Source organism: Methanolobus sp. ZRKC5 (assembly GCF_038446525.1).
Classification (GTDB): Archaea; Halobacteriota; Methanosarcinia; order Methanosarcinales; family Methanosarcinaceae; genus Methanolobus.
On record NZ_CP151792.1, the window covers coordinates 681,477 to 699,531 of the forward strand.

The window sequence follows — 18,055 nt, forward strand, 5'->3', positions numbered from 1 at the left end:
TAGAATTGGTTCGAATTACACCCGTCGCACAATTGTGTGGGGTAATAGGTATCTTAGAAAATAGATACTCAGAATTTTTAAAAGTTGAAATTTCGTCTATATTTATGGTCTGATAATTTTTAAATAGTTGTCCTTCCACTATTAGCTTATGTTTTGTTCAGAGTGTGGTTCACAACTATTTTTTGGTAAAGGGTCTGATTATCAGAAAATCTGGTGTGCAACTTGTGAAGGGTTAAAAATATTATCTAAAGAAGAAAGCAAAAATGTGTTAAATGAAGATATAAAAAAAAGCGGACAAGAAATTAAAAGATTAATAAATCTTTTTGAAGCTAAATCTTTATTACCGATTCTATTTGTAACACGAGAAGGTTATCTTTTACCTGTTTTAGACGGAAGAGGGCCTAATTTTAGAAAATATGTAGTTCTTACTGAATTAATCTCGAAAGTTATAATTGAAGGTAGTAAAGGATCTCAAATATGTAATCCACTTGACTCTAATTTCCAAAAGTTAATACATCTAACAAATATGAAAAATGTAAATCTAAGATTACGATCACTTATAAATGATAATTTGGGTAGTGTTCTTCTTGTTCCAGCCAATAAAGTACAAGATATAACTCTAGATTTTGAAATTGGCAAAATAGTAAATAGAATTAAAATGCCCGAACCAACAAATTCCAATGTCATAGAGGTATTCAAGTTTCATGATGATTGGAAAGATATAATGCAGAATTATAATGATAATGGATTTATTTCAGCTACTGAATTATATAATAACCAAATTAATAATATAAGGTATGATGCTATAATTGAAGAACACCTTGAAGCACTTAACCTTAAAACTTCACTTGAACTTTCAATGAATAATCATAATTTATTAAAACAAGATAAATTTAAAAACAATTTAGAATATACTGAGTTGCTTGTTAAATTATCTCAATCTTTTCTTCATACATTAGAAGTTGAAAAACAAACTCCTCTGGAGTTTGAATGTTCACTTACTCGTGTAAGTAAGAAAAAGTTTAAAAAAATCATAAAAATTAATGGCTTCAATGTTCAAAGGACATATGATTTACTTGTATCACAAGTTGGAGATAAAATAAATTATCCACTCATTTATGCTGACGGAAGTAAATTGTTGGTTCCACCATTAACACTTGGCATTTTTGCAAAACTTTTAAAAGCATTATATTCCCAGGAATTTAAAGATAAATTATCTGAAGAAAGTTATATATTCGAGGACAAAGTATGCAAAATCTTAGAAGATATTGGATTGAAAACTGACCAACCGAATGATGCTACTAAAAAATTAGTCAATATTGAAGACTTAGATAATCCAGGTAATTTCGAAATCGATATTGTTGCTTATAGTTATCAAACTGAAAAATTGTTTGTGATTGATTGTAAACATGTTTTTATAACTAGTGAATTTATTTCAGGTACTCGAGAGCAAACAATAATCAAAAAATTTAAAGAGCAACCGGCTAAGCAGAGACGACGAATAGAATATATTAAAAACAACTTGAAACGCTTTGGCTTTGACTCAAGTAAAATAAAAAAATATGTTAGTGTGTTAATAACAGCTAATAAAGAGCCTATAGATGTTTTAGAAAATTGCCATATTGTTTCAATACGTGAGATTGAAAAAATTAAAAATCTTGAACCACTTTGATTTGTGAAGTTTATGATCTTCAAAAAATAATATAAATAAATTAATTAATGAATAAAAACCTTTAATAAAATATGCCTATTGAAACTTATAATGGAAAAACATTTGTTGCTTTTGTAGATATTTCTGGTTTCAAACATTACATGAAGCATGAACCTGAAAAAGCCGTGAAAGCGATTGATAGTTTTTTTCATAATGGTTATTCGATTTTAAAAACTCAGCACAATGAATTCAAAGTCGAGGGTATATTTGTTTCTGATTGTTGTATTTTATTTGTTAGAAATGAAACTAGGTCTGCAAACAGGATATATAAATCATTTAAATCGTTGTTGGATATAGTCAAACAGCTAAATATCGCTATGTTACGAGATAACTTCATGGTAACAACATCAATCGCTTATGGAGAATTTAGCTATCAAGATAGAATTGAATTTACAGGCATTACTAAAAACCCAATCATTAGCAATGCTTACATTTCTGCTTACTTAAATTCAGAAGTAAAGCCAAAAATCAAACCTGGACAATGCCGTATAGTTAAAGAAGATTTACCTAAAAAAGTTGATAAATCAATTTATGAAGCTGGTAATATTGACATCATCAAAATGATAAGAAACAGAAAATATGATACAAACAATTACTATTATTATTGGACTTTGGATGATTCAAATGAAATAGATAATTTTGAAATTAATTATACATCAGCTTGTAAACTGGATGAAAAACATAAGTACGATAAAATATTAGACCTCTTAAAAAATAGATTTTAATACCAATTGCAAAATATAGAAAATCAATTTTGAGAAGTTCAACTGCCTCTATGAAATCTACATTACATTATGATTTTAAGGCTCTGTAGAAATCCTATAAATTCAAACAATTATGCATATCAATAAAATTTCGAAATGTGGTTCAGAATATTGATTATTTTTGCAGAATTTAGGCTATAGATGTTGATTTAATTAGGTTTTCTACAGAGCCGATTTTAACTCAAATTAAAACGGTTTAATGATAAGTGAGTCAATAATATCTTTAGGATTGGTGTATGTGATTGTAATAATTGTGCTAAAAACTTGGTCAGCTTTATCAAAGTCACCACGTTGATAGTAAAAGTCATCAGCTTTTTCAAGATATTCAAGTCCTTTTTGCAAGTCCCCCATACTTGCATACAATATACCTAAATTATAGTATGTTCGTATAATTCCAACTTCGTTTCCATTTGATTCTTTAATCTCTATACTTTGGAGATAATTCGCTTCAGCTTCTTTAGGGTTTCCTATTATAAGATTTGTAGTGCCCATGTCATTAATGAACATTGCCATCAACTCAAAATCATTAATCTCCTTGGCAATACTAATAGCTTCTTTATGTGCTGCGACGGATTCAGTATATTTTTTAGTGTATTTTAAAGCAAGAGCAAGAAACCCATATGTGGAAGCAAGATCCATTTTTTCACTTAGTTCTCGACCGAGATTTATTTTGTCATTGCACAACTTTTCTAAATCAAGCCAGTTATGTTGTTGATATTTTTTAGGAATCAATTCCATATAGGTAGAAGAAAGCTTCTTTTTATCGTTTAAATCTAAAAGGTAAACTACCATTCGTTCATATAATTTTATAGTATTATTATAATCTTCCAATTTATCATATATCATGATACAGTTTTGGCATACCATTAAACAATGAGTTGTTGAATTAAATTTTGAAAATAAATCCAAACTCAAATTGAAGTACTTAATTGCCTCATCGAAATCATTTTTATTATTATAAAAAATTCCTAATTTATTATAGGCAAATGCTTTTGTATAATTATTTTTTGTTTCTTCACAAAGTGAGATACTTTTATTATATAAAACAAGAACATTTTTATGATTGCATCGTTTCTCTTGAATTTCACCTAAGTTTAACAAGCAGTTTGCTAAATTATCCTTGAAAGCTGTCTTTTTAGCGTATTTTATTGCTAATTTACAATTGTGTAAGGCTAAATCATAATCACCTTTGTTAATGAAATTGGATGATATATTAGAATAAATTGTAGCAGCGTTTTGAACTAAACCATGTTGCCAACATAAATCTAAAACTTGATTGTAACATTTATTAGATTTATCATATTCTTTTTTATCGGCCAATAAAGTCGCAAAATTCTCATAAGCAGCCTCAATTGAAAGAACCTCCTCACTTTGTTTTGCAGCTTTTATTTCTTGGCGATATTCTTTTTCAGCTTTCTCTAATTGCCCTCGATCTGCATAGATATTACCCAAATTTGCACTGGCATTTGCAATTCCACTGTAATCTCCAATTTCAACTGCTATATTTTTGCATTTGGCAAACATAGACATTGCTTTATCCCAATCTTCGTAAGCCCTGTATATTAAACCCAATAAATTAAAGAGTACCAATTCTATGTCAGGAAAATTAACGCTTTCAATTTCACTCAAAGCTTCATTAGCATACATAAAAGATTTATCTACTTCACCAATTTCTAAATATACAGAACCAATATTTATTAAACAGCTTATTTTCCCTTTTATATCGTCTTGAGGTTCGTATAAACTTAAACTTTTAAGTTGAAAATCCAAGGATTTAGTTACATCTCCTTTATTTAGATATATTAAAGAGAGATTGTTAAGTAAAGATGAAACACCATTGTCATAGTCTAACTTATAAGACAAATCTAACATTTCAGTAAATTTGCTTTCAGCACTATCAAGATCATGTTTTATGACATATATTTTTCCAAGTATGGTTCCAATAAAAATCCAAACTTCGGGAGGTAATGTTTCTTGCTTGTACAGTTGCAAGAGTTCAAACAAAGGAGTTACATACCCTTGCCTAAGCAGCAATTCACTAGTGTGTAGTGTGATTAAAGCAGAATTTAAATCGTCTCCAGCGTTAAGCAAATGATATTGCAATTCGATTATCTCATTTGTTTGAACTACCTTTTTGGATAGATAATATTCAGCTGCAAAGTCGTGATATGACGCTTTATTTTCAATTAAAGAGTATGAAAGATTCTTGATAATGGGATGAGATGAATAGAGTTTGCCATTTTTTTCAATTAAGTGCTTTCCGGATAATTTAAAGGAAGTTTCAATTGCATTTGACAATCCATGTGCTTTTATAGCGTCAATGTTGACGGCTGTCCTATAGACTGAAAGTGCTTTTAAGACCTGTTTTTCTTCAGTAGACAAACCTAAAAATATTTCATTAAAGAGATAAGAAACTAGATTATCAGGTAGGATTGGAGATTGACTAAATAGGGATTCCAAATCGTAAACATTTTTATCATATAAAGAGATCAGTTCAAGTGCAATAGGGTGTCCCTCAGTCAAATCATAAATCTTTAAAAGCGTATTTTCATTTACGTTACAACCTAAATTAGATAATTTTTTCCTGCTAGAATCATAATTTAGCCCTTTTAAACTGACATGAAATATATTATCAGAAGAAAGATCATGTTCTGTATAAAACTTACAAAATGGAGACGGTCGAGTAATAACTACAAATATGCTTTTTCTAAGATTTCTCTTTAATTTTTCAAAAATAGCTTTAGCTTGACTATCTTTTAAAGTATGATAATCATCAAAAAACAAAACAAATGAATCTTTGTCTAATTCTTCAATTATAATATCGCTTAGAAAATTTAAATCACTATTTCCTTTACAGAGTAAGCCATGTGCTTTAGAAAAGTTGTTTTGATGTAAAAATGAAGACAATTGACATAAAATAGTTTTTGCTGAATCAATCTCGTTGATTGTATACCAAAATACTTTTCCCTCTAAATTATGTTGTTTAGCAAGTTCAGTGCCAAGATATGTTTTTCCTACTCCTGGTATTCCTTCTATTACGATAACTCTTGAACCAGAATCATTAATATTTTTTATATCTTCATCTCGTCCTAAAAAATGATGATTAGTAGGAATGGATTCTTTATATTCACAACATTCAGTATTATCATTGAGTTTAGCTAAAAAATCAGATAATCTTTTATCTTGTCTTTTTTTAATTGCTAAATTTGCAGAAGCAGATATAAAACCACCGATCAAAGGTACTGAACTTAGTGTTGTTGTAATAAATTGAACCCTATCCTCCAGATCAGTGGAAATGGTATTGTCAGTTGTTTTCTCCATTCAATAGTATATAGTTTCTTCAATGCTAATAAAATTTATGATTTTGTAAATATCATATTAATGAAAGTAATAATCATTTATTCTTATCATTTTTGAAGTTACAATTTCGGATAGTATGTATTTTACATTGTAGTTTTTAATTGTCGCCTATGTCTCCTGAGTCTGTCTCTTGTCTGTCGTTTGCATTTGTCTCCTGAGTTGTCATTGAAAACGACAAAAGGACAACTAAAGGACACAAAAATTAACCATTTGCAACAAGTTTCTCCCACTTATCCAAACGTTCTCTTACATGAGCATTAAGCGTAAAAGGCTTATCTGCCTTCGCATTTTGCTTCATATAATGTAATGTACCCTTAGAAAATCCTAGCTTTTTCCAATCAGTATAAGAAATACTGAGTATCTTCTGTCGTATGTCGCTTGTATCCTGCCGCCTTGTTGCATACTGGGGATTAACAAAATCAATGTCCTGTCGTTTACCAACTAAATACTGAGCCAATTCCCTAGCTTTCAGGAATATCACATAACTCCACATTGACATCTTGTTTTGATAGCTAACTCGTGTGTTAACACACGAGTTGACTGCTTCGGTTAGTTTCTTAGCGCCAGTGGGCCTCAGTCTCAGAGAATAGCTTTCAGTTCTAATGAAATCCGTCTTATCTATACCATTAGTCTCTATAAGCTTGATAACAGCTAGATCAACAAGGAATCTAAAAGGTTCTTGCAGGTCATAGGCTAAACTATTCTTGCTAGGATTCATTTCATGGAGAAAACCTACATGGGGATCTAGCCCCACAGCATTAATGGCCCGCAGGCACTCTCCCTCTAACAAAGCATAGCCGTAATTGAGCATGACATTTACCATATCCCCGGCTGCTATGGCCCCCCGGCTCTGGTCACTTCTGGATTCATAATCGTATTTCTCAGGAACGATCTTTGAGAATTCATTCCAGTACTTGTATGCAACTCCACCTTCCACACCTAGAATATCACTAACCTTCTTGGCAGATTCTAGCTTCTTCAGATCTGGTGAGAAATCATACTCTATTAGAGGATAACGTTGTTTAAGATAATCAAGCACCACCTGAGATTTATCAAACTTAGCCTCAATAAACTTCTTAGCTATTTGGATTCGAGTCTTATCATCTTCATAAGCTCGGTATTGAGCAAACTTTGTCTTGACATTGGTACTCTCAGAAGGTAGCATTGTTGTCAGTAATTTGCCATCCCAGTTGAGTATTGAGATCTGAACATTATGTTTGATCAACCATCGAATTGCATCAAGTGTAAGGTTTCCATTTTGGCCATAGATGATAATGCTATCAACATCTATTCTCTTTGGAGAAAATACGTATTCCTCTGGATCTTCAGTGCTTGAGGTTCTCCCATCTTTGATATGGAGCTTAGCCCCACTTACACGCATATCAATGCCATGACCATTTAGCAGCAGGAATTTCATTTTAAGTCAACTCCTGGAATCTCACCACTTTCTACTAAACCAAGATTCTTCTTTGCCTGATACCTTATTTGAGAGAGAACTTTGGCGTTTGTATTTTTCCCATCTTTCCTCAACTCAATTTCAAGATCGAAAAGCACAGTCCGATGGCTCTCAATAACTTTTGCTGTATATCTTTTATCATACTCATCTTTAACATTTGAGAGATCATCCATTGTTCGAGCATCCTCAGTAAGTTGGTCAATTACGGCCCCATCTTCGTATATGCCAAGCAAAGCAATGACATGACCTCTTAGAGCTGAATGTTTCTGAGGTAATGAGGAGATTTTTGCCAAAAGTATTCTCAATTTATCAAGTAGAGCAGGAACATCTCTTGGTTGATTCCATTTATCAATGATATTGTAAGAAAGAATAACTAAAATATAATATGTTAATTCAATATTATCTTCATCTAGATTCCTGACAAGAACATCCAGTTGTGAGGGATACAATGAATAGACATTTTTGTAACTATCTATTTCTGCTAAAGCTGTAAGTTTGTCTTCATCATCTCCACTATCAAACAGCTCCAAAACAGAATCAATGTGTTTTATCAGTTCAAGGCTTTGTTTTAGAACAACATACTTGAATTTCTTATTCGGTGCTTCAATGCCGTATTTTTCAACTTGTCCAGCTTTTAATATATCTATGAACCCAGCATCTTTCAATTCATCTAATCGTCGAATAATTGTTCTTTTGCTGCGGTGACTTTCGTAGGCATTTATAATATCTTCCCTCTTTACAATTCCGTAGCTAGAGAGGTATTCTTTCAATTCTTCAGCTAAATCTTTGCTTTTTCCTTGCTTACTCATGAGAACACCTCTGTTTTTTTATAAATGTCATGTTTTTTAAATATCGGACAAATCCCACTAAATAAATGTAAAATTGTCTTAATTATATGACAAAACACATCAAATTAGATGTCATATTACATGTCACAATTGAATATAATACATTCGGTTATTTTGGATGTTGATGATTAAAAGTCAACCTACAAACAGGCTAACAATAACGTTAGCTCCCTATTTTAGGGATAAATTAGAACAGCTATCTAAAAAACTAAGATGCTCTCAGGCTGAAGTGCTCCGAATAGCATTATTCAAGTTAGCCGAGGAAGAACTATGACTAAGAAACGTTTTTCCAAGGAATACAGAACCTATGGTCAATGGTTAAAGGCTCAACCGAGAGATACCAGATATGCAAAAAGAATAATCCGAATGCATGAACGTTTCCCAAACTTTGCTCTCAAAGAATTGAGAAATGTAACTCTAAAGGACCATGATCTAAGTACAAGATCTTGGAAGCTTCTTTCTTCACAGGAAAAGAGAGACCGCCACCTATCAATCAAAATGCTCAGGGAAATGAGAAATGGAAATTACCTGAGTCATGTAATTGAAAGGTTTGGTGTTGGCAAGGAGTTTGCTGTCAAACATCTTGGAAAGTACCTCCACAAATCAGGCGGGAAATGGAAAGTCACAGCTTCAGATAAAGTCGAAGCTGAGATGCTATTCTATGAAAATGGGAAAGGGCAGAGAACCATCGTTACAGCCAGTTCCAAGGATCGGTCTTTGATTGGTGAGTACTTTGCCTATGTATCAATAGCTGTAAACAGAAATGATCCTTCGTTTCTTGACAAGTTCAGAGATAGACCAATTATTGATGCTGAAGGTAAAGTCCACTATTTTGAGACAGACCTTGACAGACTTCACGAAATAACACAAGCTCAGGAAGAGCCTGAATTTTTAGAGATATACAAAAACTAAGGAGTGTAAACTATGGAAAAAGATGAATATGCGAATTACATTAGAAGAAACAAGAAAGGCAAGAAACCACCTATTGCATGTGCTGTTTGTGGAGAAGATAATAAAGAAGTCATTGAAATGCATCATGTTGATGGAAGGAATAATTCAGACTGGGTTAAGCCGCTATGTCAGAACTGTCATATAAAGATAACAGCAGAACAGAACAAACTCAGTCCTAAAACAAGATCTAAAGATACTTCTCTGCAAAATCTGAAAGCCTTTAACATTATCTCAATTGGTGCTTTACTAAGGGATCTTGGACAGCGATTAATCAATCTTGGTATGGGGATGACTGTAAATGTCTAAGATAGCTGTAAGGGCTTTCACTCAAAAGTGCAACCCTATTAATAGAAACTATCCTCAAAGAAAAGAGCCTCCTTTGAGACATAACCGAGTATTGGTCTTTGATACTGAAACAACAACTGATCAATATCAAAACCTAAAGATTGGTTTCTTTCAGATATACCAGGATGGATACATTCAGCATGAAGGGTTATTCCATGACCCCTCTATGTTAGATGACCGTGAGAATAAAGTTACTCTGGCATATCCAATAAAGCAAGACCTTCCACTCTATTCATTAAAAGAGTTCGTAGATGAGGTATTTTATCCTGAAATATACGGTCTTGGTACTCTTTGCATTGGTTTCAATCTAGCATTCGATATTAGCAGAATAGCAAAGAAAACAGGAGATTCAAGGAAGGGAAACAAAGGCGGATTTACACTTACATTATCAGACAATCCTTACAATCCACCCATAATCATCCGTAAGATGGGAGAATCTTACACATATAAGTTCTCTACAACCAAACAAAACAAGGGTAAAGATTATTTTCCCGGTCATTTCCTTGATGCTCAAACACTTGCTGAAGTTCTTTTGCAAAAGAAACGTATCTCACTTGATAAGGCATGTGAGTTGCTTGACACAAAAAACAAGAAGATGAAAGGTATTGAACACGGTATTGTTACTGAAAGGTACATTGACTATTTGATTATGGATGTCAAATCAACCTATGACGTGTACTTGAAATTGCTTGATGAACTTGATCTATACCAGATAGATATTCCTCTAACAAAGATATTCAGTGCAGCTTCCCTTGGAAAATACGCTCTTGATCAGTTGGGAATTCAACCATTCCACAAACAAAACCCTCTATTCTTACCTGATACCCTTGGTAATATCATGACGGCTTACTTTGGTGGCCGTTGTGAATGTATGTTCAGGAAGCAACCCACAAAAGTTACAGTTCTTGATTTTACCAGCATGTACCCATCTGTTACAATGATTCTGGATATGTGGAAGTACATAATAGCCGAGAAATTACGGACTGTGGATGCGACTGAAGAGATCAAAGACTTGCTTTCAAAGGTATCTCTTGAGTACTTGCAGAATAAGGAAAATTGGAAAGACTTTGTTGGAATGGTCAAGATCATTCCTGACAACGATATACTACCTACAAGAATGGATTATAATGGTAAGAAACAAAGCTTGAATGTAGGAGTTAATTATCTTTCTTCCAAGTCTCCAATATGTTTTTCCCTGCTCGATGTAATCGGTTCTGTGCTTTCGACAGGGAAAGTACCTGAGATTGTTGAAGCAACTCGATTTGTCCCTTCAGGTATGCAAAATAGTCTTGTGAAATCTTCTATTCTTGGTATTGAAGTTGATCCTAAGAAAGATAATCTCATTCAGACCTTTGTTGAAGAGAGACAGAATATCAAAACTAGAATGAAGAGTATGGATAGAGACTCATCAGAGTATCGTCATCTATCGAGTCAAGCACAGGCTATCAAAATTCTTGTTAATGCTATGAGTTATGGGATCTTTATTGAACTCAATCCAGAGGATAAGAAGAGTGATATTGAAGTCTATGGGCTTGATAGCTTTGATACTTCTGAGAATAGATATGAAAAGGCCGGAAAGTACTTTCATCCACTGCTTGCAGTGATGATCACTTCCGGTGCACGGCTGTTTTTATCCATGGCCGAGGCCAAGGTAAAAGAGCTTGGTGCAGCCCATGCTTACATGGACACCGACTCTGTGTTTGTTCCGCCTGAGCACGCTCAGGAGATTGTGGATTATTTCCAGCCCCTAAACCCTTATGACCTTGACATCTCTTTGCTAAAACCTGAAAAAGAGGATATGTGGTTCTATGGAATATGTTCTAAGAGGTATGCTCTTTACAACAAAGAAGGTGAGAATTTTAGCTTCTATGAGCATGAGAGATCCTACAAGCTACATGGTCTAGGCCATTTGACTAATCCATTTCCTAATGGTAATAAAGACTGGCATGCTGATGTCTGGCTGGATATTCTTCGCTTACATTATGGGATTATAAAGCCAATAGATATTGAAGAGAGGTATTCTAATCTCTATGCTATCTCAAGGCTCACAGTCAGTACTGCTAATGTGTTGAAGAGGTTTAAGACGATCAATGAAGGCAAACCATGGTCTGAACAGATCAAACCTTTTAATTTCTGCACTGTTGGTTTTCAAACCATTGAGGATGATGGACAAACTATCAAACCTCTTGCTCCTTTCTCTAAAGATTCACAGAAAATAGTCTATGAACCATTTTTAGACTACAATACAGGTGAGATCAAGCAAGGATCACATTATTTTAAATCTCTAAATACAACAATAATGCAGTATGCAGATCATCCTGAGTACAAGTATGAAGGTGATATTGGTCAGATGAAACGCAGGCATATCCATGCAGACAGTGTTGTTCTGATTGGAAAGGAGGCTAACAACATTGATGATCAAGCTTTGGATATAGGACAGGCTCAAGTTTTCCTCAATAAACAGGATATCATGGATAAGATTATGCAACTGGATGTCAAGATGGGGAGAAAAGTAGGTATTGCTTACAGAGGCACTCTGAAGAGGATTCAGGATAAGATAAAGCAAACAGGAGACATCAATCTGAATGCTAGGTTTATGAGGGAACTTGCGGATAAGCTCATCTGAGAGCTTATTCCTCTTTTTTTATTTTTTTTTGTTTTTTCTGCTTAATTTATCTGATTTTGCTTTATCGTTAAATTCAGGCAGACAGTTGTACTTTTTAGCATAGGTTGCAAAACACTCATATTCAAATTTTGCTACCTCTCCCATTGTTCTTAAATCTTCAGGAGTATTAGATTTAACATCACATATGAATGGACGAACAGAAACAAAAAGTCTGTTTAGAAGATCTTGATAGGTCTGATACTTATACATAAACCGATCAGCTCCTCCATGCTTTGTCTTTCCGTTAATAGTGCTATTAAACTGCTTTAAACGACCTTTTAGTCCGTTTCGTGAGTTAGTCATACCCACATATTTAATTTCACGAATCCAAGTAAAATCTTGCTCAGACAAATCTGATTCCGAGAGAGCTATGCAATAAATTCCCGGATACTTAATATCAGGTAGGTTATTCCGGTCTTCCCATTTTATCCATTTAGTAAAATTACTCTTGATCATATGATTTATTTCTCACCCCATATGTTTTTACATTCACGGCATTGGTATAGTACTTGTGTTTTATACCCGGGATCTTGGATATCAACAATTGCTTTTACATTTTGAACTTGACATTCAGGACATATCATATTTTCAGCCATTTATTTTCCCTCCTTATCTTTTTGTCTTACAATTTCATCTAGTGTTTTACCTTCTTTGTCCTTCCAAAGCGTCCATCCATTAGCAGCTCTGCCTAGTACAACTGATGCCGACATGGATGGTGAAGAAAACGTAAAATCTTCTTGGTAAACATAGACACCATCTTCTTCCTTTACAATTCCCTTTTCTACTAAATTAGCTCTAAATGCTCGTACACTTGGTTGAAGAGACGTTGTTTCTTCTACGTTTGACTTTGATCCCTTGTTGACGACAAAACCTTCTTCAGTATATTCACCAACAGCATCAGCATCCTTGCTCTTACAATAGTATGTATTTTTCTTGCTACGTTTTGCTTGTTCGAAAATAGGATAACCAAGGGTAGCCATTATAATCTTTAATTCATCAAAGAAACGCAAAACAAAATCCCGGTCTTGATCTGTTAGAGATGATTTAGTGGGAGTATTACTATTTTCAAGAGTACATTTATTGACTAATTTAGCCTGCTCACAAGCATGATTTTCAAGATACTTGATATGAGCTTTGTTAAGATTATTTTTCTCTGAAACAAAACATATAGCTTGATTCCAAAAATCTTTCTTTTTGTGGTGATCATTTAAACGAGTTGTTAGTATTTCTGATTCACCAACATATACTTTTGGTTTTCCAACTTCGTCTTTTTCACCTATTAAGAAGTAAAGCCCCGGCTGTTCAAGCTCTGGTCTTTTCAAGCCAGCGTCTAACTTTGCTCGAGGAATAGAAACAGCTTTGACAATAGAATCAAAGAACTCGCATATTTTCACTCCCTGTGGATTGGCATCTGGCAGATAAATTGAAATTGTTCTTCCTATTGTCATGAATTGAACCTCTAAGAATATACTATAATTGAGAGATTTAAAAACAGATACTTAGCTATGTGTGAATCACTACTCTAAACTATTTATTATTTCAACTAATCGTTCAACATCTTCAATCGCTTTGATCACTTTATTTCTCTCAAAGTTTTTCTGATTATTATGGATTTTATTATTCCTAACATGGTATGCGTCGTTAATAGATGATATTAATTCATCATCTAATTCCTGTTTTCCTATAAATGAAATCGTAAATTTGATTTTATCCATTAGCTTAACGTTTTTAAATGTGCCTTCAAGATTGATTTCATCTTGTTCAGATTTTCTTCTAAAATAACCACTCAAAGCAGATTCTACGGAGATAAATAGTTCGATATATACTAAATCAAAATGATATTCTGTATAGTGGATCTTAGCCATTTCCAAATATTTCTTATCAATTCTTGTAGCTGAGGTTAAATCTTCTGTTACGAGGTTTATATGATCAAAAGACTTCAGTTCTTCTTCATTTCCAGTAATTTGCTGTATCTCTAAAGAAACAAGGTCCGTGTTTTCTGATTGATCCAATATCTCTCTCAAATTTCGGAGTTCTATGTAGTTTCCAAGATCAGAACTTCTAATTTTGTAGTCTAACTCTATTTTTTTGTCAAATAAGTCTTCCAATTCAGCCCGATTTTCACATTTTTCATTTTCAAGATCACTTAGGTAAGCTTCATAATATATATCAGAATCCATAAGTGCAGTTTCAATGTCGCTGATAGGTATACCCGTAACTTCTGAAATAACATGGTCAATTTCTTTTACTGTGAAATGAGATTTGTCAAATCGACTTTTTACTTCAGACACATTTGTTTCATATTTACAGTAGTATTCTGTAATTCCCTCATCTCTTTGGAGATCGGCATCAATTTCGACTATTTTATCCTGCATTAAAAAAATAAAATTGAGAATTGGATCATTTTCTGGTGGCAACTCCCATTTCCACTCTTTAACTGCAAACTTTCCAATTTGTATATAGCTATAATCACCCATTCGAACAACAAAATATAATTATTAGTTAAAATAAATTTTGTATTAGATATTCAACTTTTGTGTTAACAACAGACTTCTTAAAATTCTGAGTATCTATATTTCAAGATACCTATTACCCCGCACAATTGTGTGGGGATATATACAACGCGAAAAAAGTGTACGGTTTTGTAGTTACATGGCACAACCATATTTATACTTATTGAAAAAAACATGCTTAATAAATGATTAAACTGTTAACTTTTTAAGTAGCATTGTTTCGCAAATTATATCGTTGTTTAGAAAAAAAACATAATAGCATAGCATTTGAGTTACAATTAATTAATTAATAATTTGTAGGGGTGGGTGTAAATGCGAATTAAATACAAAATTTTGATTTGTATTTTGATGACTTTATTCATTATGAGTGTAGAAACTGTAGTTGCTAATGATTTTTTAGTCGCACAAGGTATCGAAGAACAGATAACTGTAAATGAATCACATCAATATGATCCTGTAATCTATAAAGATATAATTGCTTGGTATGATAATCGCAATGGAAATTGGGATATCTTCATGTACAATATCACTTCAGACACTGAATACCAGATAACAACCAATGAATCAGATCAACTTCTTCCGGCAATTCACGAAGACCTTGTAGTTTGGCATGATAACCGCACCGGAAATTGGGATATCTTCATGTACAATATCACTTCAGACACTGAATACCAGATAACTACAAATGAATCAGTTCAACGCCATCCTGCAATCTACGGAGATAGGATAGTATGGACTGATTATCGTAATAGTAGTCTAGGGGACATCTATATGTACAATATCACTTCAGACAATGAATCTCCTGTGATTGAATACTATCAATCCCAATGGGTTCCTGCAATCTATGGAGACAGGATAGTATGGGAGGATGTACGCAACCTGAACAAGGACATCTACATGTATGATATGATTTCAGGTAACGAAATTCAGATAACCACGAATGAATCTGATCAGCGTATTCCTGCAATTTATGAAGACCTTATAGTTTGGTATGATTACCGTAATGGTAACACTGATATCTACATGCATAATATCACTTCAGGTACTGAACAGCCGATAACTACAAACGAATTTTATCAATCTGAGCCAGCAATCTACGAGGATAGGATCGTCTGGACTGATAACCGAACTGGAAATTGGGATATCTTCATGTATAATATCACTTCAGACACCGAATACCAGATAACTACAAACAAATCTATCCAAGCCGCACCTTCAATCTACGGAGATAGGATTGTATGGACGGATGGACGAAATGGAAATGTGGATGTATACATGTTCACTTTGGATGTTATTGAAAAGAATCCGGCAGAAGCGATTGGAAATCTCAAAGAACATGTTTTTGGTCTGCATGATACAGATGCTTCCACCAAAAAAGTCCTCAATGTCAAACTTGATAATGTAATCAAGAAGCTTGATAAAGACGATTATGACAAGGCTATCAAGAAGCTTGAGGATTTCATAAAATTCGTTAATGAGATGGTAGAGGAAGAAAGATTGGATGCTTCTCAGGCTGAGTTTTTAATTGACCAAGCTGAGAGAACCATTAATCTGATACAGAATTATGATGGGTAATTTACCCTTCTTTAATTTTTTTGCCTAGCCTTCAGATCAAATACTCAATTATTTTCCTCATTTCCTTAGTATTCAGGTTAAACTCTCCTTCTCTTACCCTGTCCTTTAATTTATTCAATGTACTCCTGTACTTAATCCCAACTTTCCTAGCTTCAGCAGGAGTTAAACCAAGAACAAACTCCCTTATCTTTTCAATATCATGATAAGTCTCAACAGTATTACTCTCAAGCTCCTGCATCTCAACCTTGTTAGCTTCCTTACCGATATACACGCATCCTTTAGGTTGCAGATGTCTCCTTTGCAGAATTCCTGTATCCCCTTCAAATTTGGATTCTGGATGGTCGATGTAATCAAGAAATACATCACTTAATGGTTTCCAGTATTCTCTCCCCTGGTGTTTAAGAAATACTAATTTTGTCTTGTCGTTTTATCCTATAACGACAAGTTTTTGCTGCAGAATCCAGAGATATCTCCTCAGGTAGAACCATAAAAATTAATAGAATTTTGTTGTTTTAATAAAACAGCATGATTTCAATCACCTCAAAACAGACCGAGCCTATCCTAGTCAATGGTGTAAGAGTCCTAGGACCTTATGAGATAGATCAACTAAGAGATAGTATTCCACAAATGTATCTTAAAACTATCTTTGATGTCTGCTTCTGGTCTGGGATGAGATATGTTGAGGTACAGAGGTTGCACGATCATCCTGAGTGGTGGTGGAAGATTCGCAAGACAATCCATCTTCCAGAGGAAGCCCAGAAGAAGGCCAAACGAAAACAGCTTGAAAGGTATGTGCATCCCATCCCTGGCCAGCTGGAGAATGTCCTGGACTATTTCTTCAAGAATAAAAAACCTCCTTCAAGATCTGCCTGGAATGAGAACCTTTTGAGATGGGGTGAAAAATCCGGCCTGAACTCATTAGGGTTGAGTAGCAAAACCACCAGAAAAAGTATAGAGTCCTGGATGATCACTGCAGATATCCCAATTAACGTGATTTGTCTACGCCAAGGACATGATAGTTTGACATCTATGCTTCATTACCAGGGCTTGCCTTTCACAGATGGTGAGAAGGTGGAGATCCGGAGGAGATTGGCAGGTTGGTATTAGTCCAATTTTGAAACTGCCAAGACATGGATATTCATCCAATAATGAAAAAAGAGTAAAGTCATTAAATATTTGTGCAGTTCTGCAAGCAACCTGGACGAGATACTCGATTAAAATGTTCAAATTGCTCCAGTTGCACACTTATAAATGGATATAGTAAGCTGAAAAAACAGAACTTATAATCTTTATTTTGTAAGTCTGTTTATTATATCTTTAAGTAAAAAGAAATTCAAAAGTACTTACATGGAGAAAAATAGATTATTTCCATTAGGTCGAATTATATTACGTGATCGTGCTTCACATTTATCAATAGCAGCAATTATCATGTTTTGGGGGCTTGATGAAATAAAAAGTTACTTCGGTTATACATTGACTAGAAGAGGGATTGTTCCAGTAACTGAAGATCTTCTATTATCACAACAAAAATTGGTCATAATTACTATAGTGGAATAATTATGCTTGTTTGGAGAGTCCTTTTATTTTGGGCATTATATATGCGAGGAGTAGAAGTCACCGGCCATATTTCATTGGAATATATTCTTTCCAAAAAAAGAGTTGAATATAAATATACGTATCAAGGAATAGAATATTGGAGAGGAAACGCTTTAAGTCATTCTATTTATACAAATTGTTTTAATGAGGGTGACGAAGTTACACTGCTTGTTGATCCGCAAAACCCTAATCGAGCTGTAATCAAAGACATTTATTTTTGAAGGTATCCATTTCAAAATGCTTCCCACATTTCCAATCTTTCCCTTACATG

General features: G+C 33.8%; 16 protein-coding genes. 8 read left to right on the top strand and 8 right to left on the bottom strand.

Annotated features, from left to right (window positions below; genetic code table 11):
* Positions 1–148: 148 nt before the first annotated feature.
* Positions 149–1,672 (top strand): hypothetical protein, encoded by a 1,524-nt coding sequence (locus WN948_RS03130; protein WP_342305543.1) that lies wholly within the window; start codon positions 149–151, stop codon positions 1,670–1,672.
* A gap of 71 nt (positions 1,673–1,743) precedes the next feature.
* Positions 1,744–2,436: a hypothetical protein gene (locus WN948_RS03135; RefSeq protein ID WP_342305544.1), complete on the top strand. Its 693-nt coding sequence runs from the start codon at positions 1,744–1,746 to the stop codon at positions 2,434–2,436.
* A 225-nt stretch (positions 2,437–2,661) separates the two neighbouring features.
* On the opposite strand, the gene WN948_RS03140 is transcribed toward WN948_RS03135, so the two are convergent.
* From WN948_RS03140 to WN948_RS03150, 3 genes are all read right to left on the bottom strand, one after another.
* Positions 2,662–5,796 carry a tetratricopeptide repeat protein gene (locus tag WN948_RS03140; RefSeq protein WP_342305545.1) on the bottom strand — a complete coding sequence of 1,045 codons (3,135 nt, stop codon included), beginning with the start codon at positions 5,794–5,796 and terminating at the stop codon, positions 2,662–2,664.
* 241 nt (positions 5,797–6,037) lie between these two features.
* Positions 6,038–7,252, bottom strand: coding sequence for a CRISPR-associated endonuclease Cas1 (gene cas1, locus WN948_RS03145; RefSeq protein WP_342305546.1), 1,215 nt, complete (start codon positions 7,250–7,252; stop codon positions 6,038–6,040).
* Positions 7,249–8,100 carry a hypothetical protein gene (locus tag WN948_RS03150; protein WP_342305547.1) on the bottom strand — a complete coding sequence of 284 codons (852 nt, stop codon included), beginning with the start codon at positions 8,098–8,100 and terminating at the stop codon, positions 7,249–7,251. The genes cas1 and WN948_RS03150 overlap by 4 nt, the downstream gene beginning before the upstream one ends.
* A 309-nt stretch (positions 8,101–8,409) precedes the next feature.
* Between WN948_RS03150 and WN948_RS03155 the strand changes: the two genes are divergently transcribed.
* Genes WN948_RS03155 through WN948_RS03165 form a run of 3 tightly spaced genes read left to right on the top strand, consistent with a single transcriptional unit; the run spans position 8,410 to position 12,061 of the window.
* The gene (locus WN948_RS03155; protein WP_342305548.1) at positions 8,410–9,051 is read left to right on the top strand and encodes a hypothetical protein; all 642 of its coding nucleotides are present in this window, start codon (positions 8,410–8,412) and stop codon (positions 9,049–9,051) included.
* A 12-nt stretch (positions 9,052–9,063) separates the two neighbouring features.
* Entirely contained in the window at positions 9,064–9,396 is a 333-nt protein-coding gene (locus WN948_RS03160; RefSeq protein ID WP_342305549.1) for an HNH endonuclease signature motif containing protein, read from the top strand.
* Complete coding sequence (locus WN948_RS03165) at positions 9,389–12,061, top strand: hypothetical protein (protein WP_342305550.1); 2,673 nt, start codon at positions 9,389–9,391, stop codon at positions 12,059–12,061. Before WN948_RS03160 ends, WN948_RS03165 begins: the two co-directional genes overlap by 8 nt.
* An 18-nt stretch (positions 12,062–12,079) precedes the next feature.
* Here WN948_RS03165 and WN948_RS03170 read toward each other — a convergent pair whose 3' ends face one another.
* From WN948_RS03170 to WN948_RS03185, 4 genes are all read right to left on the bottom strand, one after another.
* On the bottom strand, positions 12,080–12,556 hold the full coding sequence (locus tag WN948_RS03170; protein WP_342305551.1) for a hypothetical protein: 477 nt from the start codon (positions 12,554–12,556) through the stop codon (positions 12,080–12,082).
* Between the two features lie 5 nt (positions 12,557–12,561).
* Complete coding sequence (locus WN948_RS03175; RefSeq protein ID WP_342305552.1) at positions 12,562–12,696, bottom strand: hypothetical protein; 135 nt, start codon at positions 12,694–12,696, stop codon at positions 12,562–12,564.
* Positions 12,697–13,548, bottom strand: coding sequence for a GIY-YIG nuclease family protein (locus WN948_RS03180; RefSeq protein ID WP_342305553.1), 852 nt, complete (start codon positions 13,546–13,548; stop codon positions 12,697–12,699).
* A gap of 69 nt (positions 13,549–13,617) precedes the next feature.
* On the bottom strand, positions 13,618–14,577 hold the full coding sequence (locus tag WN948_RS03185) for a hypothetical protein (RefSeq protein ID WP_342305554.1): 960 nt from the start codon (positions 14,575–14,577) through the stop codon (positions 13,618–13,620).
* Between the two features lie 399 nt (positions 14,578–14,976).
* On the opposite strand from WN948_RS03185, the gene WN948_RS03190 reads away from it, so the two are divergent.
* Entirely contained in the window at positions 14,977–16,188 is a 1,212-nt protein-coding gene (locus WN948_RS03190; protein WP_342305555.1) for a hypothetical protein, read from the top strand.
* Positions 16,189–16,219: 31 nt separating this feature from the next.
* Here the strand turns inward: WN948_RS03190 and WN948_RS03195 are convergent, their stop codons facing one another.
* Positions 16,220–16,459, bottom strand: coding sequence for a hypothetical protein (locus WN948_RS03195; protein WP_342305556.1), 240 nt, complete (start codon positions 16,457–16,459; stop codon positions 16,220–16,222).
* Between the two features lie 254 nt (positions 16,460–16,713).
* Between WN948_RS03195 and WN948_RS03200 the strand changes: the two genes are divergently transcribed.
* Together WN948_RS03200 and WN948_RS03205 are read left to right on the top strand one after the other, a co-directional pair.
* The gene (locus WN948_RS03200) at positions 16,714–17,295 is read left to right on the top strand and encodes a tyrosine-type recombinase/integrase (protein WP_342305557.1); all 582 of its coding nucleotides are present in this window, start codon (positions 16,714–16,716) and stop codon (positions 17,293–17,295) included.
* Positions 17,296–17,786: 491 nt separating this feature from the next.
* Positions 17,787–18,005, top strand: coding sequence for a DUF3592 domain-containing protein (locus tag WN948_RS03205; protein ID WP_342305558.1), 219 nt, complete (start codon positions 17,787–17,789; stop codon positions 18,003–18,005).
* Positions 18,006–18,055: the final 50 nt, after the last annotated feature.